Consider the following 23,507-nt stretch of genomic DNA (forward strand, 5'->3'; position numbering starts at 1 on the left):
AATGCCGATCTGCGGGAAGAGGCTGGTGATAAATTAACCGTTTTTGCACGTTTCTGACGCAGATCACGCACAAACGCTGTGCAGCTACCTCATCCGGGTTAGGTGTTCAGAGTCTTCGCCACCGCCAGCACCGCCTGCGCGATCTCCAGTACCCGCTTATTCTGATTCATCGCACTTTTGCGCAGCGCCTGCCAGGCCGCCTCTTCGGTGAAACCCTGCTGCTGCATCAGCCAGTGCTTGGCCTGATCGATCACCCGACGTTCGTCGAGTGAGGCACGCATTGACGCCAGCTCATTCGTCTGCTGCTGCAAACGCTGCGACTGTTCTCCAATCAGCGACAGCACCGAGCGCCCGAGCTGCGGGGCAAGGCCGTCACTGTTGAGCGCAGCTGCACCATGCAGCCAGTCAGCGCCGGAGACATAAAGCGAAAAGTTGCTGTCGCCCTGTACCATCGTGAACATCGGCTGTTGGTGCGCCTGATCAATCGCTTCACGACAGCGCTGCATCAGCGTAGCTGTCAGGGCATCCTCAAGGGTTTTCATCTGATCGAGCCGCCTGGAGAGCAGAGAAAACCAGTGGAGTGCGCCGGTCTCATCACAGGGCCCTCCGGTACAGGCGATGCGCCGCAGACGTTCAATGTCCCGGCTGGCCTGAGACAGCGGCTGCCAGCGTTTGCAGGTCGCGCTGTCAGCAAATTCCTGGAAAGTGGCAAAACTCTGCTCCTGGGCCGCAATCAGGGCCACCAGCTGGCTACGCTGATCGGGTGTGAAATGACGCGCCGCAAAGCCCGCAGCTCCGATTGCCCGTTCCTGCCCGGCCAGCTCTTTGCCCTGCATAAAACTGAACAGCGCGATAAGCGCACGGGAAATCGCGGGATAGCTTGCCGTGTCGGCGGCTTCAAAGACCAGATTAAGTAAGGTGCGAATAACCTGATTAAACGCGGACATCGCTGCAGCCTGATCATGCTCTCGCTGGCTGATCTGCTCACGCAGCGCGGGTAATCCGTCCAGCGCCTGCAGGGCCGAAGCAATCAGATTGCAAAAGCGGCTAAAGCCAGGCTGCGCAACGGCGGGCGGTAGCGCCCGGTAAAAATGCTGCAGGCTGGCACTGACCTCCTGCTGACGGGCGTGACGTTCGGCGCTGAAGAGCGCGCCATTTGAGCAGATCCAGAGGTTGTTTGCGCCACGTTCCCGCTGCAGTCGATGAACCAGTTCACTGATAGCGGTTATCAACTCACCTGTCTCAAGCAACCGTTGCAGACTGGCAATATCGCTATCACGCGATGCCTGCAGCCATGTCATGGCATTACCCATTGCTCACCTCTGTGCGGTTAAAAGCTTTGAGAAGCAAAAGGCGTGCCGCTTTCGGTAAAAACGCGGACCAGAACAGGGCGTAAATTCTGATTTTGATAATATTCTTAACGCAAATCGATAAAATTTTTCGACAACAAGTTATTAGTAAAACTTAATAGTTTCCAATCGGATTAATTGCATGTCAGAATGCGCGGCACTGTTCTCAGGCAGTTTGTTGCCGCGATAATTCAGTTAACTTTAACTATCATATCTGCTGGCGCTTTTCTGGCTTCAAAACCCGCACGTAAAGTGCCCACTATCACGCATCGGCAGTGGGTGCAATGGTTTGAATTCTCAAAAGTCTTAGGTAGACTAAAAGCGTTACTATCCCGATGTAAACTGACCTTTTTTTGGAACACAGAATTTTGGCACGATGCGGCGCGACAAACAGCGCCTCATGACATCGGGTCCGGCAACATGCAGTTACTTTGATGAGATCACGAGGAACATGGTGAAAAAGAGTCTTGCGTTAACACTGCTGGCGGTCCTTACCCTGGCAGGCTGTAAGGCCCCGCCGCCGCCCGTCACTGACGATACGCTGGTCACCAGCGAAATTAACGGCGTCAAACTGGTCCATCGACACGCTGTCGCGGCACCGACTGAATTTGAACCCGTTAACCAGACCTGGCGCGCGCTCTATGGTGCATCAGTGATGACCTCGCCTGACTACGGCGGCAAAGTCGTTCGTTATCTCGAAACGGGTAAACCCTTTGAAGTATTGGGTAATGTGGAACACAGCTGGCTGGCCATTGCCGACCAGGCTGACGGTCCACTGATCGGCTATGTGCCGCTAAAAGCAGGCGTCGCGAGCGATCGTTATGATGCGACCGTGCAGAGCGACCGTCCCCGTCCCCGCAAAACCAAGCAGGTCTGCGTAGCCGTTGGCGGTGACAGTAAAGCCTGTCGGACTAACGATACCGCGACCTGGATCTTAGACTGAATATGAAATCCGGCGCATATTGCCTGCAGCACCGTCCCGGGCTGTGGGTACAGGGATTAGCCATTGGCTGGAAGATCACTAATTAATGACTGTGGAATCCCCTGCGCGTGAGGCGCCCCCCTCAGGCAATGAGAATCTATTACTTCAGGCTGCGGCGCCACTACTGAACGCGGTAGTACAAATTCGTCAGGCAGCCACACATGACGACCCTGCGGGTCTGCGCCAGTCTCTGATCGATGAAATCCGCCAGTTTGAACAACGCTGTAAACAGGCAGGGCTGCCTTTTGAGATGATTATCGGCGCGCGTTACTGCATCTGCACTGCGCTGGATGAAGCCGCGGCGCAGACCCCATGGGGCACGCGCGGGGTCTGGTCTGGCAACGGCATGCTGGTCACCTTCCACAATGAAAGCTGGGGCGGTGAAAAATTCTTTCAGCTACTGTCACGCATTTCACAGAGCCCGCAGCAGCATCTCTGGCTGCTGGAAGTCGTGCAGTACTGCCTGCTACTGGGCTATGAGGGCCGCTATCGCGGCAGCGAAAATGGTCGCAACCAGTGCGACGGCATCCGTAATCGCCTGAAAAGCCTGATTGATGAAACGCGCGCTCAGCGCCAGACGCCGCAACCGCCACTGGTAGAAGTTCATCCGCTGGTGAGCACTCTTGCCCGTCCCATGGTACCGCTCTGGGCCTGTGCCATGCTGGTCGCGCTGATTGGCTGCCTGATCTACAGTGGACTAAACTGGCGGCTTGGCAATGCCGCCGAACCCCTGCTGCGCGCCATCTATCAGACCCCCCTGCCGCAAATTACCGCGGGCCGCCGACCCTCTTCGCCACAGGCATTGCTGGACCTCCGTCAGCGCCTGAATGATGTGATTGCGGCCGGACAGCTTGAAGTCAGTGACGGCGCCTTTGGCAGCAAAGTGATTATTCCGGCGGACAAACTGTTTGCTGAGCAAGGTACGGTGATCAATCCGGTGGGCCGGGCGCTGCTGGCGCGCGTCTCAAACGCGATGAAAGATGTCAAAGGGACCATCCTGGTCTCGGTGTTTACCGACGATCATCCGGTGGATAACAGCCGCTTTGCCTCCAGCTATGAGTTTTCCTTTGCCCGCGCCCGCACGATCACTCAGCTGTTACAGGTTCAGCTGAACGACGGTCATACCGTTCGCTCTGAAGGCCGTGGCGATAGCGATCCGCTGCTGCCTAATGACAGCAGCGAAAACCGGACCCGCAACCGTCGCGTCGAAATTACCCTGTTTGCCGCGCCTGAAACGCTCAGTAATCATCAAGGAGCACAATAATGCGCGCCTCACTTCGCCTGCTGTTAACACATCGCCTGCTGTGGAGTTTTATTGGCGTTACGGCGCTGAGCTGCCTGGTCTGGATGCTCGGCCCGTTCTGGTCATGGGGCCAGTCACGCCCCCTGGAACCGGTTCTGCCCCGCCAGCTCACCGTAGGTGCGCTCTATTTTCTCTGGATCCTGTTTCAACTCATTCCGTCGCTTTATCGTGCCTGGTTTAACAGTCGCTTACTGACCCAACTTCAGCTGTCGGATAACGACGATCCTGCCGAGCGCCAGATGACAGATGAGCGGCTCAACCAGCGCTTCAGCGAAGCCGCGTTGCAGCTGAAACGCACGCAGTTTGGACGCCGTCACAGCGGCAGTTTACTGTCTCGCTTTAACGCCAATTATCTCTACCAGCTCCCCTGGTATCTGGTGATGGGTGCGCCCGGTGCCGGTAAAACTACCGCGCTGTTTAATGCCGGTCTTGAGTTTCCGCTCACTGACACCCTGGGCCAGCAGGCGATTCGTGGCGTTGGCGGCACCCGCAACTGCGACTGGTGGTTTACTGACAGTGCAGTGCTGATCGATACCGCCGGACGGTATGCGTTGCAGGAAAGCCAGCGCGTGCGCGATGCTGCGGAGTGGCACAGCTTTATCAATCTGCTGAAACGCTATCGCACTCGTCAGCCGATCAACGGTGTCATCATGACCATTAGCGTTGCCGATCTGCTGAGTGATTCCGCCGAGGCGCGTTTCGCCCAGGCCAGCGCGCTGCGCGAGCGGATGGCGGAACTGCATCAGCAGACCGGCATTCACTTCCCGGTCTATGTGATGGTCACTAAAACCGACCTGCTGAAAGGTTTTATGAGCTACTTTGGCTCTATGGATAAAGCGCGGCGTGACGCTATCTGGGGCTTCACCTTTAACTGGGATTCGGGTAAGCCGCACAAAGATGACTGGCACCGCAATTTTGGCGAGCAGTTCCAGCGGCTGGAAGAGAATCTCCAGCAGCATCTGTCAGGACAGATGACCCAGGAGCGAGATCTGAACGCGCGTGCAGAGTGCTTCCTCTTCCCGCAGGAGTTTGCCTCACTGCGTCCACTCCTGAACGAATATCTGGATATCGTTTTTTCTGAGCATCAGGATGCGGTCGCCTGGAGCCCGCGTGGCCTGTTTTTCACCAGTGGCACGCAGGAAGGCCTGCCGTTTGACCGGGTGATGGGAGAACTGAGCCGCAAACTGCAGTTACGTCAGGCGGGCGATCACTCCATTGCGGCCTGGGACAGTGTTAACCGCAACAGTCCGATTCCGGGCAACAAAGGCCAGAGCTTCTTTATTCGTGACCTGCTCAGCGATCTGATTTTCAAAGAAAGCGGTCTGGCGGGCAGTAATCGTCGCTGGGAGTACCGTAATCAGCTGTTCCACTGGATTGGCTATGGCGTACTGGCCGGTGCACTTCTGATCGCCTCCAGCCTTTGGAGCCTCAGCTACTATCAGAATCAACATTATCTGCAACAGGTTGCCGCGCGGGTACCGGCGATACGCGAGCAGAGTCAGCAGGTGATTCATCAGCCTGCTGATAATATTTTTGATCTGCTACCCTTTCTGAACAACCTGGTAAAGCTACCGCTCTCAGAACGTTTTTCTCTCGATAATCCACCGCTTACCATGCGGGCGGGTTTATATCGCGGTAGCCAGGTCAGCGATGCCGCCTGGGTGCTTTATCAAAATGCGCTTAAGTCTTTATTGCTGCCGCGGGTAGCACAGCAGATCACTAACATTCTGCGTAACGATCCCGGTGATGATAACGCTTACAGCCGCAATGCGCTGCGCGCCTATCAGATGCTTTATCAGCCGCGAAACTACGATGGCGAATTTTTGCGGGCCTGGCTGCTGCAAAATTTACAGCGTTCACTGCCCGACACAGTAAGCGCCCGCGATCTGCAGCAACTCGACTGGCACCTGAGCCAGTTGCTGGACCAACAGATTCAGTCATCGCCTTATGCACGGGATAATGCATTAATGATGCGTAAGCTGGCGGAGAATCTGAACATTGCGGGCCAGAAAGGTGACATGCTGGCGGTTACGCCGCTGCACCAGGCCCCGCCATCACACTCGCAAAGCGAGTAACGGTGAGGTGAATATGGCTGCTTACATCGCCCCCGGCTGGTATGGCAAACTGCCATCGACCGGTGACTTTTTGCACCGTCGGCTGAGCGAGCAACAGATTAGCCCCTGGAATCACTGGTTCCAGCAGGGATTGATGCACTGGCATCAGCAGGCGTGGTCCAGTAGCGCGAACTTCCTTCACGCGCCAGTGTGGAATTTTGTCCTGCCGGTGACCGCGACCCGACCCCAGATACAGATGGGCTGTTTACTGCCCTCCTGTGACCGTGTTGGACGCGCCTGGCCGCTTCTGGCACTGCACAGCTTTTCACTGGCGCAGTGGCATCCGGCCCAACTGACCATCTCTGGTGACTGGTTTCAGGATCTGGGCGCGACGCTGTTACAGGCTGTTCAGACCCCGCTGGATGGTGAGCAGTTAGAGCAGCAGATTCAGGCATTGCCGCCGCTGCTGGTTCCCGCCAGAAAGCCTTCTGAAATTATGGATGTGCTCGGCTTTCAGGATCTGCCCTGCACGCTGAGCTGGCGTGAAGTGGCTGAACGCTTTGACCCTCAGCAGCACATGAGCTACTGGTGGAGTAATCGTAGTGATGGGTTTGTCCATGCGACCCACAAGCACAGCGGCAATCTCACTGCGCAACTGTTTTCGTTACTGTTCAACCCGGCGGCAGGTTCACTGCCGGGACGTAATGGCCTCTATCCTCCGATGTTCGAGTGAGGCCGGATGCGTTTGCTGTTTAATCTGGGATAACTCATGCAATTTACCATTGTGCAAAGCACCGCGGATTTTCCGGTCAAAAGCGTTGCGTTTCAACCGCCTGGGGGCACCATTGGCCGCAGTCAGGACAACGATCTGGTGCTGCCTGATGAGACGCGGGCTATTTCGCGTCTGCAGGCACTGGTTCACCTGTCACATGACGGAGAGTGTCGCCTGACCAATCAGGGCAGCGTGACGCCGGTAGAACATAACGGCATCGCCCTGGGGCGCGGCATGCAGGTGCTTCTGAAGCATGGCGATGCGTTGCGCATCGGTGACTATGCCCTGGAAGTGCGTGATCCCGCCTGCAATGACGCGCGAAACGATCCCCTGGCGCTGTTTGCTGGCGACAGCGCCGAGCCTGCAAACCCGCTGGGCATTCACGAACATCATGAAGTTGAGGATCGGCTGCTGGTCAACGATTCTCCTCCTTTACGCCACGAGCGCCACAACGATGCGCGTCTGGCCATCGATCCGCAGGCCAGTGAGCCGCAGAAAGCGTTCATGACACAGCCGGTGGATCAGGATCGGCTCATCGCCGCACTGCTGGACGGCATGGGGCTCAGCAATGTGCATGCCACACCGATTGACGAAGAGCAGATGCGGATTACTGGCCGGATGCTGAGCCTGTTTTCTCAGGGCACCGTGGCACTGCTCTCGTCGCGATCCATTCTCAAGCGTGGCGTAAAAGCAGACATGACGATGATCCTGAACGAAGCCAATAATCCGTTCAAGATCCTGCCCTCCGGTAAAACTGTATTGATGCAGATGTACCAGAGCCAGATGCCCGGTTTTATGCCGCCGGAACAGGCGGTACGTGATGCACTGGTCGATTTGCAGGCCCACCAGCTGGGCATGATTGCCGGTATCCGCGCCATTATTGCGGCAATGCTGCAATCCTTTAATCCACAGCGTCTGGAAGAGCAGGCGCGTGCCGATGGCGTGGTATCAAAGCTGCCATTTTCCACCGTCAAAAAGGCGGCGCTGTGGGACTACTTCATGCGTAATTACCAGCGAACTGCCGGGGAGATTGAAGATGATTTCCACACGCTGTTTGGCGAGGCCTTTCTTCATGCCTATGACATGGAGGTGAATCAGTACAAGGACTCGCAGACGCGGGTAGATGAAACATGAAAATTGTTTTTGCCAGCCGCTGCCAGCAGGGCTTACGCGATGAAAATCAGGATCGCACCGGCACAGCGCTGGATGAGCATAAGGCCTGTTTTGTGGTCTGCGATGGCGTAGCCGGTTTGCCTGGCGGGGAGATCGCGGCGCAGCTGGTGCGCGACACCCTGCTCAGCCAGATAGAGGCGCATGACGGTTTTACGCCGGAAATGACCCGTCAGGCGATTGAGCAGTGCCGCCTGGCGCTGCACGAGGCACAGGGTAAAAATCCGAAATATTCACGCATGAGTACGACGCTGGCGGCCCTGTTTATTGACCGCCATAAACAACGTGCATGGTGGGCGCATGCAGGTGACAGCCGGGTTTACCACTTCCGCCGCGGCGCGCTTCATGAGGTAACACGGGATCACAGTCTGGCCCAGCAACTGAAAGATGCAGGCTATGAAAATACCGGTATTAACAGTAATTTACTCTATAATGCGCTCGGCGCTGAGCCGTCTCGCTTAGTGAGCTTTTCAGAAGAGATTGCGCTGGAAGATGGCGATGCTTTTCTGGTTTGTACCGACGGCTTCTGGCTGAATCTGACCAGTGATGAAATGGAACAGGCGCTGCGCATGGTGAATGCGTGTGAAGAGTGGCTGGCTTTGATGGAACAGGCGGTGAGCCGCAACGTGAAGAAAGATAATCTCAGCGCACTGGCGGTCTGGATTGGTGAGCCAGAAGAAGCAACATTGCTTTATTCACTGGCTGATTCGGCGCGCTTTCTGCCGCCTCGTTTTTGATTCCAAGGATCCTTATGAAACTGTGGTTGCCCGGCATCATCACCCTGCTGATTGCCTTTAATGCCCAGGCTGAAAATTATCGGGTGGTCTACTCCCCCAGCCTGGCGCTGGAGGTCTACATCGATAATGTGGTGAGCAAAGCGCCCGACGACTGGTGTAAAGAGACGCTGCCGCTGCGCATCGTCTCCGGTAAAAGTAAGGATTCCGCCGTGCTGACCACCTTTTTACCGCGCGTCGGCACCCTGCTCGCCAATCAGTGCGGATTACTGGATGAACTGCCCTGGCAGATGACCAACAAAGAAGGTGGCGTCATGGCCAGCGGCAGCGCAAGCAAGTTGCAGAACTGGCGCCCTATTGTGATGGCGGATGCCACCGTTAGCGCCAGTGACAGCAACGCCGCACCACTTGACCTGTCACGGCCTGCCAATAGCACGCCGCTGCAACATTTTGATCTCCCCAGCGGCTGTCACTTCCGCACCGCCTGGAATGAAAATGCTCAGACGCTGTTTATACCGGACGTCAGCAAGCAGCACTGCTCGCCGGATGGCTGGGCTGAGGGCAAGAGTGAGCTGACGCTGGTGACCCCGGAACATCCCACGCCGGTCGCTGTCACCTTCTATCAGGGCTATCCCATCGCCAACCTGGCGATTCCGGACAGCAAGCTTGAGGTCATCGCCGCTAATAATCAGCGCATGATTGTGACCCGCCCGGACGCCTCAGATAGCTGGCTGGTCCTGCCCTTTGATGCACGACAACATGTCTGGCGCTTCAATGGCGCACTGTTGATTAAAATGGATAAGAATGCTGCGCAGCAGAATGCTGACGCGGTGAAATCGCGAGTCGATACCTTGCGCAGCCAGTGGGCGCCCTATTTCATGCCACAGCAAAAAGTGAATGTGTTACTTATCGACACCCTGCACGCGGATCTGGTTGATCCTGCCATTGGTGCCTGGCGTAACATCAATTAATTACCGCGCAGCCTGGCAATCAGGCCGTGTACAGAGAGTTCACTATGTCGGCAAATGATAATACGAAAACTGTTCCGAATGCCCTGCCTGACGGCTACCGTTTTAATGAGTTTGAGATCAAGGAAGTCATCGGAGGCGGTGGCTTCGGCATTGTCTATCGCGCCTGGGATCACCAGCTCGAACGCACAATTGCTATAAAAGAGTATATGCCGGTGTCGCTGGCGGTTCGTGCCGCCGATTTGTCACTGGAACTGCGCGGAGAGCGTTTTCAGAAACTGTTTAATGCCGGACTGAACAGCTTTATTCAGGAGGCGCGTCTGCTGGCCCGATTTAATCATCCGGGACTGCTGCACGTGCTGCGCTTCTGGGAGCAGAACGGCACGGCCTATATGGGCACGCTCTACTACAGTGGCATGACGCTCAAAGAGTGGCAGGTTACCAGCCCGGCGTCGATTTCTGAAGCCTGGATCCGCCGTCTGCTGCCGCCGCTGCTGGGTGCTATCAGCACGATTCATCAGGCTGGCTATCTGCATCGCGATATCTCCCTCGACAACATTCAGCTTCAGGAGAATCAGCTGCCCGTACTGCTGGACTTCGGCTCGGCGCGTAAGGAGATCGGCAACCTCTCTGACGAAACGGAGATCATGCTTAAGCCTGGCTTTGCACCCATCGAACAGTACAGCGAAGAGGGTGAAGTTGAACAGGGACCCTGGACGGATATCTACGCCCTGGGCGCGGTGCTGCATAGCCTGATTACCGGTAATCCCCCGCCGGTGAGCGTGGTGCGCTGCATTGAAGATAATTATCAGCCGCTGGTGGAACGCCAGCCGGAAGGCTACTCGCTGCCGCTGCTGCACGCCATTGACTGCGCGCTGGCAATGAAACCTGGCGATCGCCCGCAAACCATCGACGCCTTTGCCGCGCTGATTGATCTACCGGTCAGTGATGTTGAGGCCGTGGTCAACAGTTTCCCGGTGCCGGGCGAGCCGCCGGTTATGCCGATCGAAGAGGTCGTTGAGGCGACTCCGCCGGTTGTGATGGCGATGAATCATGCTGCAGCCGCAGCGGAGCCTGTTACCCCGCGTGCGGTGCGCAAATTGTCACCTGTCTTGCTGAGTCTGGCGGCCGTGGCTATCCTGGCAGTGGTCGTCGCCATCTGGCTGGCTAATCGCCACACGGCAATGCCAGATGTGGTCAGCAACAGCTCAGCCGTGACGCACCCGGCACCTGCATCGACGCCGCCAGCCGCAGCCGTTCCTGCCGCGCTGGCGACGGTCTATCTGAAGCTGGAAAGCGGTGAAAGCGTAGTGCTCAACGGACAGCAGGTCGAGGTGAAGCCTGGCAGCAGCGGATTTGCCGCGCTGAATCTGGCGGCCGGGCAGTACAAAATAGACGTTCAAAATGGCAGTGAGACGCATACCCAATCCCTGACCATTGATAAGCCTGGAACCTGGCTTATCAATCCGGGCAAGTAATCCCCGGATCGTTCGTAAAAGGGCGCGACAGTGTCGCGCCCTTTTCTATGCGGCTTCTGCGCTGCTGATTCGCCTGTGGCCTGATTCAGGCCTGTTTGAGACAGGATTGCTGCAGCGTCCGCACCTGATGCGCCAGCCGGCTCAGGCTCTCTTCCTCCATGCCACGACGGGTGAGTTCCTCTTCCAGTGCAAACAGATACTGCGCATTCGAACCCAGCGGGCCGCTGGCCGCAGCAATGAGCGGCGCAATCGCCTCCGGGCAGGAGTCCGATTCATAAAGCGGATGACGTGGATCCATAATAAAGGTCAGCGCAGTCACGCTGCGGCCATCCTCCAGCTGTAATTCGCACCAGGTCGGTAAATAGCAGCCGGTGATCATCTCACGCTTCCACAGCAGCGCCAGCTCTTCATGTAAGCGCGCTTCCGGCAGACGAAATGCCAGTCCGGTTGTGCGGCCACCCTGTTTCAGCGCCAGCATGCGCCCCGGATGCGTGGCAGTGCCACGTCCCGCGATAAGCCGCAGGCAGAAAGCACGATGCCAGCCCTCCAGCGAACCGGATGCAACTTCATCCGCCTCAAAAATCGGGTTCCACATCAGTGAGCCGTAACCAAAGATCCAGACAGGGCTGTGATCGGGACGGCAGGCCAGCGTGGCGGCCAGCGAGGCGGCGCGCTGCTCGCAACTCCAGAGTAGCGTCTCATCGATATCCCCGAATGATGTTTTACAATCCGCTTTTAATAGAAATTCCCGGGTAAGCAATGCGACCTCCTCAACGTCATCGGCGTCCTGCGAAAGTGCTCCTGTAACATGATCTCCAAAACGGCGCTGCGTTTCGTTCATTAAATTGACATTAATCTATTTACGCGCGGGGTTTCAAGCGTGATTCCGGTCGCAGGTTAAAAAAAACCAGATAAACCTGATAGCGAAGTCGAAAAAAAGGGCTGGATAATCCTGGCCCTTTGACGTGAACAGACTAGCAAGGCGATTACGCTTTAGGATGCCACTTATCGTCATTCCCTTTTTCATACTCTTTTTTCACGGCTGACCAGGCGACCTTATGCGCCACTTCTTCCCGCGAATCATCGCCGCGTCGATCTTCCGCCTCTTTATATTGATCCCACGCACTGTTAAATGCCTGCTGATAGATATCCTGCGCATGCGCAGGAAGCACGTGCTTAACGTTGTCGGGTAAGTCGGTTCGTTTATCGTAAGGCATAATTTTTCCTCTGTTTATCGTCGCGGTTTAGTGTTTCTGGTTAAGCCTGGCGCAACAGTAAAAAAACGCAAACCTGTACTTATCGTCACTTCAGTTTAAAAATATGAGCCCATCCCTGAAATTTAGATTAAAATGCCATTTTTGTGACATATATCGTCAGGATAGGTGCATAGGTCAAACTTGTTGTATCCTGATTAATATTGCAATATTCCAGATAACATCAGGTTAATATCATTTCAAAAGGTTATTGCACTTAAGTAAAAACCAGTAAATTTCTCCTGTCAGGCCCGGTGAAAAGATAAACTGCGCACTGCCCTAAAACTGATTATATTTCTAACAGCAGCCCCCGCTGTGTCCGGATAATCATTAACCAGAGAGGATGGTGAATGCCTTCACATGAAAAAACTCGTCACAAGGAATTCTCGCTGATATTTCCCCTTATCACGCTGGGTATACTCTATTTTTTTGGTGCTAACACCGCATTTCCCGTTGTCGTCGGTATCAACTTAGTGGCATTGATTGCCATTCTGAGCAGCGCGTTTAGCGTGGTGAGACATGCAGATGTGCTGGCCCACCGGCTGGGCGAACCCTATGGCTCACTGATTCTGAGCCTCTCTGTCGTCATTCTGGAAGTGAGTCTGATCTCGGCGCTGATGGCGACAGGCGATGCCGCACCCGGCCTGATGCGCGATACGCTTTATTCGATTGTGATGATTGTGACCGGCGGGCTGGTCGGCTTTGCGCTGCTGCTGGGCGGTAATAAGTTTGCGACGCAGTACGTCAATCTGGCGGGCGTGAAACAATATCTGATCGCTATCTTTCCCCTCGCGATTCTGGTGCTGGTATTTCCCAACGCGCTGCCGGGCGGTAATTTCTCTGTCACCCAGGCCCTGCTCATCGCGGCAATTTCAGCCGCAATGTATGGCGTTTTCCTGCTGATTCAGACCAAAACCCACCAGAGCCTGTTTGTTTATGAGCATGAAGATGAGAGTGACGATGGGGATCCGCATCATGGTAAACCTTCGGCGCACAGCAGCGTCTGGCACACTATCTGGCTGATCGTGCATTTGATTGCGGTCATTGCCGTGACCAAGATGAACGCCAATACGCTGGAAAGCCTGCTGACAGACCTGAATGCACCGGCACAGTTTACCGGCTTCCTGGTGGCGTTGCTTATCCTCTCGCCGGAAGGGCTCGGCGCAATTAAGGCTGTGCTGATGAATCAGGTACAGCGCGCCATGAACCTGTTCTTTGGTTCGGTGCTGGCGACTATCTCCCTGACGGTACCGGCAGTAACCATTATCGCCACCCTGACCGGACAGGAGCTGATATTCGGTCTGGAGCCGCCACAGATGGTGATTATGATGGCGTCGCTGATTCTCTGTCAGCTCTCCTTCTCGACCGGACGCACCAATGTATTGAACGGTGCCGCCCATCTGGCGTTGTTTATCGGATATCTGATGACCATCATGCTGTAACGGCAGCGGGCTTCAGACGAAAAAAAAGAGCGAGTAATCGCTCTTTTTTTTTCAGCAAACTTATTTGCTGGTATCGAGTTCCGGGAAGCTTTTCACCAGATCGTCAATCGCTTTCATCTGCACCAGGAATGGCTCCAGCTTATCCAGCGGCAACGCGGATGGGCCATCACACAGGGCGTGTTCCGGATCCGGATGCGCTTCGATAAACAGACCGGCAATGCCGACCGCCATACCGGCACGCGCCAGCTCAGCCACCTGAGCACGACGACCGCCTGATGCTGCACCGAACGGATCGCGCGTCTGCAGCGCATGGGTCACATCGAAAATCACCGGGCTGTTTTTGGTGACTTTCTTCATCACGTTAAAGCCGAGCATATCGACAACCAGATTGTCATAGCCAAAGTTGCTGCCGCGATCGCACAGGATAACCTGCTCGTTGCCACCTTCAGCGAACTTATCAACGATGTTGCCCATCTGACCCGGGCTGACAAACTGTGGCTTCTTAACGTTGATAACTGCGCCGGTTTTTGCCATCGCTTCTACCAGATCAGTCTGACGCGCCAGGAAAGCTGGCAACTGAATCACATCCACCACTTCAGACACGGGCTGCGCCTGTGACGCTTCATGAACATCGGTGATGATCTTCACGCCAAAAGTCTGCTTCAGCTCCTGGAAAATCTTCATCCCTTCTTCCAGGCCCGGGCCACGATAAGAGTGAATTGAGGAGCGGTTCGCTTTATCAAACGACGCCTTAAAGACGTAAGGGATACCGAGTTTTGTGGTCACGTTGACGTAGTGTTCGCAGATGCGCATCGCCAGGTCGCGTGACTCCAGCACGTTCATCCCGCCAAACAGTACAAATGGCAGATCGTTTGCGACGTTGATATCGCCAATACTCACGACTTTCTGTGTCATGCCCTTTCCTTTTCAGTGGGTCCGCTTAGTGCAGCGTGACCTGTTTTTGTTCGATTGCGTGAATCTGAACTTTGATCATTTCGCTGACCGGGTCTTCAGGACACTGCTCAACGAAGTAAGTTAAATCATTCAGCGCGATATGTTCGCACTCCAGCTGCGCGTAGATCAAACCGCGGTCGCGAATTTCATAGGGATCATCCGGATCAATACGCAACAGCACCTGACTGACGTTCAGTGCCAGTTCCATCTTCTGCTCTTCCATCAATGCCGCTTTAAGCGTGTCGAGCATTTTGCGCATCACGGTGACGGTCTTCGCTTCGTCGAGGTCATCATCATACAGACGCGCGGTCGGGCTGATGTTGCCTTTGAGCCACACTTCCAGCGTGTGCCGGTCAAGGGTTTCTCCATTGAACGGATTGATCATCCACTTGTCGCCATCAATCCAGTCCGCACGCAGAATCAACTGCGTCGGGAAAATCACCGGCATCAGCGGCAGTTCCAGCTCGGCGGCAATATGTAGCAGGATAACGCCCAGTGACACTGCCGTGCCCTGACGCGTCTTCAGCACATTGTCGATCCAGAGCGCATCAGAAAGCTTGTAGACACCGCTGGCGCCGCGAAATCCCCACTGGCGATAAAACAGCTCAAGCAGCTTTTCCAGCTGCATATCCGCATCTTCAGCGTGGCTGACATAGTCACGCGCTTCGGCGACTAACGCCGCAAGCTGCGCTTCCACCGACAACGCCGGAAAATCGGCGCGGATGGCAAGCGTAGCGCCAATCACCGCTTCACACAGCGGTGTCTGGCTGAAATCTAATTGTTCGGTCGAGGTCATACTATCCCCATAACGGCATTTTAGTCAGCGCCAGCGTAATGATGGTCACCAGGGCGAGTAACGCCACCAGAAAAGCGATCCAGCGGGTGCGATCAGTGCGTGGACGGCGACTCAATGCCACAAATCCTAAGGCGATGTAGATGATAACCGCTAAAAGCTTCTCCGTCAGCCAGCTTCCTTGCGGCGTGAAGGGATAGAAGTGAGTAATCATCACCAGCGAGACGCCGGTCACCAGTAACAGCGTGTCATTAATGTGCGGCAGAATGCGGACCCAGCGTTTCGTCATCATTGCCGAACCACAGCGCAGCCAGTAAAACCGCAGCAGGAACAGCGTCACGGTCAGCACGACGGTTAAGATGTGCAGATTTTTAATCAGAGGATAAAAGGCGACCATTATAAATCCTTTTTAAAGCGCTTTTATTAGGGGAACTGACCTAAGGTGACTCGTGGATTGCCACCGTAATCGTTGACGGTTTCAACGGCGTGATAGCCATTCTGCCGCATCAGCGTAGCCACCGCATCGCCCTGCTGCCAGCCATGCTCCAGCAGCAGCCAGCCGCCGGGTAGCAGCCACGCAGGTGCCTGCTCGATCAGCGTGCGCAGATCCGCCAGTCCCGCCTCATCGGCCACCAGCGCGCTGCGCGGTTCGAAACGCACGTCACCCTGCTCCAGATGACTATCGCTGGCATCAATATAGGGCGGATTGCTGACGATGAGACTAAAGCGCTGCGGCGTGAGAGCCTGGAACCAGTGACTGAGCAGAAAGCGAGTGTTGCTGAGGCTGAGCTGCTGCGCATTACTGCCTGCCAGCTCAACGGCGGCCTGAATGCGATCCACGCCGGTCACCTGACAGTCGGGGCGCTCGCTGGCCAGTGCCAGCGCAATCGCTCCGGTGCCGGTGCCCATATCCAGAATGGTCGAAGGTGTCGCAGGCAGATGCGCCAGCGCCTGTTCAACCAGCAGTTCGGTATCCGGACGCGGAATCAGCGTGGCATCAGTGACGCGTAAGGGCAGCGACCAGAACTCGCGCTCGCCCACCAGATGCGCTACCGGTTCGCCCCGGGCACGACGCGCCAGCAGGCTATTCAGCTGCGCCAGCTGTTCATCGCTGAGCACCGTTTCATCAAAGGCAATTAACCAGCTGCGTGACTTGCCGGTCACGTAACCCAACAGGATCTCTGCGTCACGCTTCGGACTGTCACCACCATACAGCGTGGCAACCGCCTGTTTCAGCCAGTGACGAAAATCCATTAATCCTGACCAGCCAGCGCCGCCAGCTGATCCGCCTGGTATTCCTGCACAATCGGCTCGATCAGGCTGTCAAGTTTGCCTTCCATCACTTCATCCAGACGGTAGATCGTCAGGTTGATACGGTGATCGGTCACGCGGCCCTGCGGGAAGTTATAGGTACGGTTGCGGTCAGAGCGATCGCCGCTGCCCAGCAGGTTGCGGCGGGTGCTGGCTTCAGCGGCGTGACGGCGGGCCATCTCTGCCGCGTGAATACGCGAACCCAGCACCGCCAGCGCTTTAGCTTTGTTTTTATGCTGTGAACGTTCGTCCTGGCACTCCACCACGATGCCGGTGGGCAGGTGGGTAATACGAATCGCGGAGTCGGTGGTGTTAACGTGCTGACCGCCTGCACCAGAAGAACGGAAAGTATCGATTTTCAGGTCACCGGCATTGATCTCCGGCAGTTCTGCTTCCGGAATTTCCGGCATCACGGCAACGGTACAGGCTGAGGTATGAATACGGCCCTGAGATTCGGTCTCCGGTACACGCTGCACACGGTGGCCGCCTGACTCAAACTTCAGGCGCCCATAGGCACCGTCGCCGGTCACGCGAGCAATGACTTCTTTGTAACCGCCATGCTCGCCTTCATTGGCGCTGATGATCTCCACGCGCCAGCGACGCGCTTCGGCATAGCGGCTGTACATACGGAACAGATCGCCGGCGAAGATCGCGGCTTCGTCGCCGCCGGTGCCGGCGCGGACTTCAATAAAGCAGGCGCGCTCATCATCGGGATCTTTCGGCAGTAACAGAACCTGCAACTGCTGCTCCAGCACGTCGTTTTTCTCACGCGCTTCCTGCAACTCTTCCTGCGCCATATCACGCATTTCAGGGTCGTCGAGCATCTGCTGCGCCGTTTCGATATCTTCCTGTACCTGCTGCCAGTCGCGGAAGCAACGGGTCACATCGGTCAGTTGGGCATATTCGCGTGACAGCGCACGGAAACGCTCCTGATCGGCGATCACGCCAGCATCGCCCAGCATCGCTTCCACTTCTTCGTGGCGCTCCTGCAGGGCTTCCAGTTTGGCAACTATAGAGGTCTTCATTTAAATGTGGGATTCCCGTAACAGGTGGCGACAGCGGTGTGCCTAATCGAGACCCAAGCTGTCGCGTAAAATCTGCAGGCGTTCATTATCGCCATCGCGGGCGGCCTGCTGAAGTGATTTGGTTGGAGCATGTATTAAACGGTTGGTCAGCTTGTGCGCCAGTTCCTGCATGACTTTCTGCGGATCGGCACCCTGCTGCAGCGCCTGCAGCGCACGGCCTTCCAACTCAGCGCGGATTTCATCCGCCTGAGAACGATATTCACGGATCGTATTCACCGCGCCCTGTGAGCGCAGCCACGCCATGAATTCGCTGCTTTCCTGAACCACGATGCTTTCGGCCTGAACCGCGGCCGCTTTGCGCTGCGCCAGGTTCTGTTCGATGATCGCCTGCAGGTCATCCACGCTGTAGAGATAAGCGTTAGGCAGATCGCCCACCTCCGGCTCTACGTCGCGCGGCACCGCAATATCGACCAGCAGCATCGGTTTGTTGCGGCGCGCTTTCAGGGCGCGCTCCATCATTCCCTTGCCGATAATCGGTAACGGACTGGAGGTTGACGAAATAATGATGTCGGCTTCAGCCAGACGGGCATCGATCTCCGCCAGCGTGATCACTTCCGCACCCACTTCCGCCGCCAGCGTTTCAGCGCGCTCGCGGGTACGGTTGGCGATGATGAGATTTTTGACCTGATGCTCACGCAGATGACGCGCCACCAGCTCAATGGTTTCGCCTGCGCCGACCAGCAGTACATTGACGGAAGAGAGAGATTCGAAGATCTGGCGGGCCAGCGTACAGGCGGCAAACGCCACCGAGACCGCGTTAGCACCGATATCGGTTTCTGTGCGCACGCGTTTGGCCACAGAGAAGGTTTTCTGGAACATGCGCTCCAGTTCACTGCTCAGTGCCTGACCGCGCGAGGAGTCAGCAAACGCTTTTTTTACCTGACCGAGGATCTGGGGTTCACCGAGTACCAGGGAGTCGAGTCCGCTGGCGACGCGCATCAGATGGCTGACCGCCTCGTTATCCTGATGCCAGTAGAGGCTGTTGCGTACATCCTCTTCATCCAGCTGATGATAATTACATAACCAGCTCACCAGACGCGCCTGTAAGTCGGCCTGTTGCTCTACACTCAGGTAAAGTTCAGTCCGGTTACAGGTGGACAACACCACGCCGCTCTGCACCATGGGCTGTGATAACAGGCTGTTTAACGCCTGCTCAAGCGTCTCCGGCCCGAACGAGACGCGTTCGCGCAGAGCAATGGGGGCTGTCTTGTGATTGATTCCGAGAGCGAGCAGCGTCATGGCGGTTTTAGTTGGGATGTCCCAATAATGTCAGGGTTTTGTGATGCGCATTCTACAAGATGCGGCAGATCAAGAAAAGCCATACAAAGGCTATGACTGTAATAAGATTAACCCGATCGTGCGCAATTTGCTGCATAACAGCATTGACGGTTAAAACCGGGACGGTTAGCGTTATCCGTTACGAAAAATACATGTGTCCGAGGAGATGACCACTTGATGCTTAATACACCACGCAATCTGTTGCGCCTTTTGCCCCTTGCCAGCGTCCTGCTGGCGGCCTGTAGCGTCAACAAACCGCAAGGCCCGGGCCCCAGCGTTACCGCGCCACAGTGGCAACAGCATCAGCAGGCGGTCTCAAAGGTTACGCACTATCAGACCCGCGGTGCCTTTGCCTACCTCTCTGACAAGCAGAAAGTCTATGCCCGCTTCAACTGGCAACAGACCGCGCCTGATCGCTATCGCCTGCTGCTGACCAATCCACTGGGCAGTACCGAACTGCAGCTTGATGCACAGGGCTCGGTGGTGCAGATCGTCGATAACAAAGGCAAGCGTTACGTCAGCAATGATGCACAGAAGATGATTTCGCAACTTACTGGCATGAACATTCCGCTGGCAAACCTGCGCCAGTGGATGATGGGTCTGCCTGGCGATGCCACCGATTATCAGCTTAACGAGAACTATCAGCTAAGCAGCCTGAACTACAGCCGCGACGGCCAGAACTGGCAGGTGTCTGTTGCGGGTTACGATAGCAAAGTTACCCCACCGCTGCCGTCCAGCCTGGAGCTGAAAGAGGGTGATCAGCGAATTAAACTGCGTATGGACGGCTGGACCGTTCAATGATCACCCACTGGCCTGCCCCGGCAAAACTGAATCTTTTTCTCTACATCACTGGCCGTCGTCCCGACGGCTATCACAACCTGCAGACGCTGTTTCAGTTTCTGGATTACGGTGACCAGTTGCAGATTACCGTTGATGACAGCGATTCCATTCAGCTGTTAACGCCGGTGGCAGGCGTCGCGGATGCAGATAACCTGATTGTGCGCGCCGCAAATAGGCTGAAACAGGCAGCCCTGAATAAGCATTGCCTGCCTGCTCGTGCTGGCGCACAGATCGCCATTGAGAAGCATCTGCCCATGGGGGGCGGCCTCGGTGGAGGTTCATCGGATGCTGCTACCGTACTGGTGGCGCTGAATCATCTGTGGCAAACCGGCTTCACACCGGATGAGCTGGCAGCAATTGGCGTGAAACTGGGCGCGGATGTGCCGGTGTTTGTGCACGGCTTCGCGGCTTTTGCGCAGGGAGTGGGTGAACAACTTCAGCCCGCAGAGCCGGAAGAAAAGTGGTATCTTGTCGCTCATCCCGGCGTGAACATCAGCACACCAGTGGTATTCAACGACCCCGAACTGACGCGTGATACCCCATCGCGCAGTTTATCGACGCTTTTAGCTGCACCCTTCACCAATGATTGTGAAGCAGTGGTAAGAAAACGTTTTCGTAAGGTTGATGAGCTTGTTTCCTGGCTGCTAGAATACGCGCCGTCACGCCTGACTGGCACGGGCGCTTGTGTGTTTGCTGAATTCGACACTGAGTCTGCTGCCCGTCAGGTGCTGGAGCTTGCCCCGAATGGGGTGCGCGGATTTGTAGCCCGGGGCGTAAATGTTTCGCCGCTACAGCGTACCCTGCGAGGCGATTAGCGATTGCGTGACAGTGTCACCACGTTCCAGACACTGCACGTTTCGCATCAACACACCCGTGTGAACGCACATGACTGTACGCGCCGGTTACTGTCATGCCGTTCATTCTCTGGACGCAAAGCCTGAGGTTCTTCTCGTGCCTGATATGAAGCTATTTGCTGGTAACGCCACCCCGGAACTAGCACAACGTATTGCCAACCGCCTTTACACCAGCCTGGGAGACGCCGCTGTAGGACGTTTCAGTGATGGTGAAGTGAGCGTACAGATTAACGAAAATGTACGCGGTGGTGATATTTTCATCATCCAGTCCACCTGTGCCCCCACCAACGATAATCTGATGGAACTGGTTGTGATGGTCGACGCGCTGCGTCGTGCTTCTGCTGGTCGTATTACCGCAGTCATTCCCTACTTTGGTTATGCCCGTCAGGATCGCCGCGTGCGTTCCGCGCGTGTGCCAATCACCGCAAAAGTAGTGGCAGACTTCCTTTCCAGCGTCGGTGTTGACCGTGTTCTGACGGTTGACCTGCACGCCGAGCAGATCCAGGGCTTCTTCGACGTCCCGGTTGATAACGTATTTGGCAGTCCGATCCTGCTGGAAGATATGATGCAGATCGGTCTGGAAAACCCGATTGTTGTTTCTCCCGATATTGGTGGCGTAGTACGTGCCCGTGCTATCGCTAAACTGCTGAACGACACCGATATGGCTATCATTGATAAACGCCGCCCTCGCGCGAACGTTTCTCAGGTGATGCACATTATTGGTGACGTTGCTGGCCGCGACTGTGTGCTGGTCGACGACATGATCGACACCGGCGGCACGCTGTGCAAAGCGGCTGAAGCGCTGAAAGAGCGTGGTGCTAAACGCGTGTTTGCTTACGCGACGCACCCGATCTTCTCCGGCAATGCGGTTGAAAACCTGCGTAAATCCGTTCTGGACCAGGTGATCGTCTGCGATACCATCCCACTGTCTGACGAGATTAAGTCACTGCCGAATGTGCGCACGCTGACTTTATCTGGCATGCTGGCCGAAGCGATTCGCCGCATCAGTAACGAAGAATCGATCTCGGCGATGTTCGAGCATTAATTCTTCGCGGAACCGGGCCCTGTGCCCGGTTTTTTTAAGCCAGCCAGTCGCCCGACTAACGCACTTCTTTTTCTGATTTTTCCGCGATAAATTTCCCCACTATCCCCTATTTTCAACGCCACTCACTCTTTTAGTAAAACGCTGCGTTCCCCGCTTCTGCCCGATGCCGTTAAGTGGTAATTTGCAACGCAATTTTAATAAGAACCCGGCCCTCATGAACCTCGATATCTATACCTTATTTATTTGCGAGCTTTATGTACTGGGGTTTCTGAGCATCATCATGGTCTTTGCCTGGATTGGATCGCAGTATGACCGCGTTCTGGGCTTCACCTGCCTGTCGCTGATATTTACCCTGATTTCCGTGTTCTTAAGTAGCCTGCGCAGCAGTGGTCTGCATTTTCTGCCGGTTGCGGTGGGCAATGTTTTAGTGATGCTGGCTTATGGCGGATTGTTAAATGCGTTGCGGCGCTTGAGTGGCAAACCCATCGGTACCCACTGGCTGCTGGGCGCGCTGCTCTGGGCACTCCTCTGCTGCTTTCCGGCCTTCTATTACAGCTTGCCCAGGCGAGTATTTGTGCTGTGTATCGCCTGTATGGCCTATACCGCAGCATTTATTCAACTGGTCTGGCTGGCTCGTGACTCGCTAAAATCGACTTTCTGGCCTGCACAGTTGCTGCTGTGGATTCACCTGCTGTTTCATCTGGCGCGCATTTTTCTGGATAGCGCCATTGCCAGTACCAGGCATGGTGCCATTGGCGGATCGGACTTCTCGGTTTACGTGATTCTGGAGTCCATTCTGTTTGTCATTGGCCTGACATTTACCATTCTGGCCATGGTGAATGAGCGGATGCAGAGCGTGTTGAAACACACTTCCCTGCACGATCCGCTGACCAGCGCCTGGAATCGCCGTGCTTTATTTAACGAAGCAGAAAAAATTGTGGCGCATTGCCGCCGTCAGAACCGGCCTTATAGTGCAATCCTGTTCGATCTTGATCACTTCAAGAGCATTAATGATCGGTATGGGCATCAGCAGGGTGACCAGATTTTGATCCACTTTTGCGGCATTGTCAGAGAGCTGATGCCTGCTGACGGGCGCTTTGCAAGGCTGGGTGGAGAGGAGTTTGCGGCGATAATCCCGGCCGGAGCAAAGGAGACGGAAGCCTGGTGTGAAGCGACACGACTGGCGGTTTGTAAGTCACAGCCCAATGAGATTACCTATTCAGTCAGCATTGGATTCGCAACGCTGGCCCAACCGCATCAGGGCTTTGAGGATTTACTGGCACTGGCAGATGCGGCGCTTTATCACGCGAAAGCCAGTGGCCGGAACTGCACTGCGCAGCATCCGGTCCCGGCTGCACTCACTTAATGATGTGAGTTGTGCGATCTGCGGCAGCGTTTGTCATAGTGACGCAGCCAGTAATAACGATCTTCTACCTTTTCACGACCACTCAGACCGGCGCCCACCAGCCATAGCAGCGCACCAATAAAGATGCCTAAAATCGCCCCCTGAGCCAGAAGCTGTGGCAGATCAAGTGAGGGGAGCTGATTAATAATTGAGAAGCCGACGCCCAGCACCATTGTCACTAATCCCAGTACCATCAAGCTGTTACCTGCTACACGGCAGTGTTGGTATTTCATGCTGCACCCCCATCCTTATGAGAAAATGACCGCACACAATGTTAAGTGCCATAAGTTTAGGCAATGGGTAAAGATTACGTTGCGGACTGGATCACACATCAGTCATAAAGCATTCCCTGGCCCTGAGTCCAGCCTGTTGATTTAGATAGAAAATGATTAATCACTTCACTGAACCATTTCGGCGTTTGTGCTTTGTCATCCTGG

General features: G+C 55.5%; 23 protein-coding genes. 13 read left to right on the forward strand and 10 right to left on the reverse strand.

The features are described 5' to 3' along the window. Nucleotides 1–98: 98 nt before the first annotated feature. Entirely contained in the window at nt 99–1,313 is a 1,215-nt protein-coding gene (locus KTJ90_RS11060) for a nitrate regulatory protein (protein ID WP_499024554.1), read from the reverse strand. Between the two features lie 487 nt (nt 1,314–1,800). Here KTJ90_RS11060 and KTJ90_RS11065 point away from each other — a divergent pair, with 487 nt between their 5' ends. The 8 genes from KTJ90_RS11065 to KTJ90_RS11100 all read left to right on the forward strand — a co-directional run bounded on the left by KTJ90_RS11065 (nt 1,801) and on the right by KTJ90_RS11100 (nt 10,810). Continuing rightward, nucleotides 1,801–2,292, forward strand: coding sequence for an SH3 domain-containing protein (locus KTJ90_RS11065; protein WP_181162208.1), 492 nt, complete (start codon nt 1,801–1,803; stop codon nt 2,290–2,292). A gap of 85 nt (nt 2,293–2,377) precedes the next feature. Beyond that, on the forward strand, nt 2,378–3,595 hold the full coding sequence (gene icmH / locus KTJ90_RS11070) for a type IVB secretion system protein IcmH/DotU (RefSeq protein WP_003853120.1): 1,218 nt from the start codon (nt 2,378–2,380) through the stop codon (nt 3,593–3,595). Beyond that, nucleotides 3,595–5,709: a type VI secretion system membrane subunit TssM gene (tssM, locus tag KTJ90_RS11075; RefSeq protein ID WP_003853121.1), complete on the forward strand. Its 2,115-nt coding sequence runs from the start codon at nt 3,595–3,597 to the stop codon at nt 5,707–5,709. Before icmH ends, tssM begins: the two co-directional genes overlap by 1 nt. A 13-nt stretch (nt 5,710–5,722) precedes the next feature. Next, the gene (gene tagF, locus KTJ90_RS11080; protein WP_003853123.1) at nt 5,723–6,421 is read left to right on the forward strand and encodes a type VI secretion system-associated protein TagF; all 699 of its coding nucleotides are present in this window, start codon (nt 5,723–5,725) and stop codon (nt 6,419–6,421) included. A 36-nt stretch (nt 6,422–6,457) separates the two neighbouring features. After that, entirely contained in the window at nt 6,458–7,594 is a 1,137-nt protein-coding gene (gene tagH, locus KTJ90_RS11085; RefSeq protein ID WP_003853124.1) for a type VI secretion system-associated FHA domain protein TagH, read from the forward strand. Next, nucleotides 7,591–8,367, forward strand: a complete 777-nt coding sequence (locus tag KTJ90_RS11090; protein WP_003853125.1) for a PP2C family protein-serine/threonine phosphatase — start codon at nt 7,591–7,593, stop codon at nt 8,365–8,367. The genes tagH and KTJ90_RS11090 overlap by 4 nt, the downstream gene beginning before the upstream one ends. 14 nt (nt 8,368–8,381) lie before the next feature. Further along, on the forward strand, nt 8,382–9,335 hold the full coding sequence (locus tag KTJ90_RS11095) for a hypothetical protein (RefSeq protein WP_003853126.1): 954 nt from the start codon (nt 8,382–8,384) through the stop codon (nt 9,333–9,335). 44 nt (nt 9,336–9,379) lie between these two features. Further along, nucleotides 9,380–10,810 (forward strand): serine/threonine protein kinase, encoded by a 1,431-nt coding sequence (locus KTJ90_RS11100; protein ID WP_008926159.1) that lies wholly within the window; start codon nt 9,380–9,382, stop codon nt 10,808–10,810. Between the two features lie 85 nt (nt 10,811–10,895). Here KTJ90_RS11100 and KTJ90_RS11105 read toward each other — a convergent pair whose 3' ends face one another. Together KTJ90_RS11105 and chaB are read right to left on the reverse strand one after the other, a co-directional pair. After that, nucleotides 10,896–11,570, reverse strand: a complete 675-nt coding sequence (locus tag KTJ90_RS11105; protein WP_003850848.1) for a gamma-glutamylcyclotransferase — start codon at nt 11,568–11,570, stop codon at nt 10,896–10,898. A gap of 226 nt (nt 11,571–11,796) precedes the next feature. After that, on the reverse strand, nt 11,797–12,027 hold the full coding sequence (gene chaB, locus KTJ90_RS11110) for a putative cation transport regulator ChaB (protein WP_003850845.1): 231 nt from the start codon (nt 12,025–12,027) through the stop codon (nt 11,797–11,799). A gap of 386 nt (nt 12,028–12,413) precedes the next feature. Here chaB and chaA point away from each other — a divergent pair, with 386 nt between their 5' ends. Next, nucleotides 12,414–13,505, forward strand: coding sequence for a sodium-potassium/proton antiporter ChaA (gene chaA, locus KTJ90_RS11115; RefSeq protein ID WP_003850842.1), 1,092 nt, complete (start codon nt 12,414–12,416; stop codon nt 13,503–13,505). Nucleotides 13,506–13,565: 60 nt separating this feature from the next. Here the strand turns inward: chaA and kdsA are convergent, their stop codons facing one another. The 6 genes from kdsA to hemA are packed head-to-tail and all read right to left on the reverse strand — an operon-like array spanning nt 13,566 to nt 18,887. After that, nucleotides 13,566–14,420, reverse strand: coding sequence for a 3-deoxy-8-phosphooctulonate synthase (kdsA, locus tag KTJ90_RS11120; RefSeq protein ID WP_003850840.1), 855 nt, complete (start codon nt 14,418–14,420; stop codon nt 13,566–13,568). A gap of 25 nt (nt 14,421–14,445) precedes the next feature. After that, nucleotides 14,446–15,255 carry an invasion regulator SirB1 gene (gene sirB1, locus KTJ90_RS11125; RefSeq protein ID WP_003850839.1) on the reverse strand — a complete coding sequence of 270 codons (810 nt, stop codon included), beginning with the start codon at nt 15,253–15,255 and terminating at the stop codon, nt 14,446–14,448. Between the two features lies 1 nt (nt 15,256). Then, the gene (locus KTJ90_RS11130; RefSeq protein WP_003850837.1) at nt 15,257–15,649 is read right to left on the reverse strand and encodes a SirB2 family protein; all 393 of its coding nucleotides are present in this window, start codon (nt 15,647–15,649) and stop codon (nt 15,257–15,259) included. A 26-nt stretch (nt 15,650–15,675) separates the two neighbouring features. Beyond that, the gene (gene prmC / locus KTJ90_RS11135) at nt 15,676–16,506 is read right to left on the reverse strand and encodes a HemK/PrmC family methyltransferase (protein WP_499024563.1); all 831 of its coding nucleotides are present in this window, start codon (nt 16,504–16,506) and stop codon (nt 15,676–15,678) included. After that, entirely contained in the window at nt 16,506–17,588 is a 1,083-nt protein-coding gene (gene prfA, locus KTJ90_RS11140) for a peptide chain release factor 1 (protein WP_003850832.1), read from the reverse strand. Before prfA ends, prmC begins: the two co-directional genes overlap by 1 nt. A gap of 42 nt (nt 17,589–17,630) precedes the next feature. Further along, the gene (gene hemA / locus KTJ90_RS11145) at nt 17,631–18,887 is read right to left on the reverse strand and encodes a glutamyl-tRNA reductase (RefSeq protein ID WP_003850831.1); all 1,257 of its coding nucleotides are present in this window, start codon (nt 18,885–18,887) and stop codon (nt 17,631–17,633) included. A gap of 216 nt (nt 18,888–19,103) precedes the next feature. On the opposite strand from hemA, the gene lolB reads away from it, so the two are divergent. The 4 genes from lolB to KTJ90_RS11165 all read left to right on the forward strand — a co-directional run bounded on the left by lolB (nt 19,104) and on the right by KTJ90_RS11165 (nt 23,031). Then, entirely contained in the window at nt 19,104–19,727 is a 624-nt protein-coding gene (lolB, locus tag KTJ90_RS11150; protein WP_499024567.1) for an outer membrane lipoprotein LolB, read from the forward strand. Then, on the forward strand, nt 19,724–20,581 hold the full coding sequence (ispE, locus tag KTJ90_RS11155; RefSeq protein WP_003850827.1) for a 4-(cytidine 5'-diphospho)-2-C-methyl-D-erythritol kinase: 858 nt from the start codon (nt 19,724–19,726) through the stop codon (nt 20,579–20,581). Before lolB ends, ispE begins: the two co-directional genes overlap by 4 nt. A gap of 136 nt (nt 20,582–20,717) precedes the next feature. Continuing rightward, the gene (prs, locus tag KTJ90_RS11160; RefSeq protein WP_003850825.1) at nt 20,718–21,665 is read left to right on the forward strand and encodes a ribose-phosphate diphosphokinase; all 948 of its coding nucleotides are present in this window, start codon (nt 20,718–20,720) and stop codon (nt 21,663–21,665) included. 214 nt (nt 21,666–21,879) lie between these two features. Continuing rightward, nucleotides 21,880–23,031, forward strand: a complete 1,152-nt coding sequence (locus KTJ90_RS11165; RefSeq protein ID WP_499024569.1) for a GGDEF domain-containing protein — start codon at nt 21,880–21,882, stop codon at nt 23,029–23,031. Here KTJ90_RS11165 and ychH read toward each other — a convergent pair. Next, entirely contained in the window at nt 23,028–23,303 is a 276-nt protein-coding gene (ychH, locus tag KTJ90_RS11170) for a stress-induced protein YchH (protein WP_008926152.1), read from the reverse strand. The genes KTJ90_RS11165 and ychH overlap by 4 nt on opposite strands. Between the last annotated feature and the right edge of the window lie 204 nt (nt 23,304–23,507).

Source organism: Pantoea jilinensis (assembly GCF_019104105.1).
GTDB lineage: Bacteria > Pseudomonadota > Gammaproteobacteria > Enterobacterales > Enterobacteriaceae > Pantoea > Pantoea eucalypti.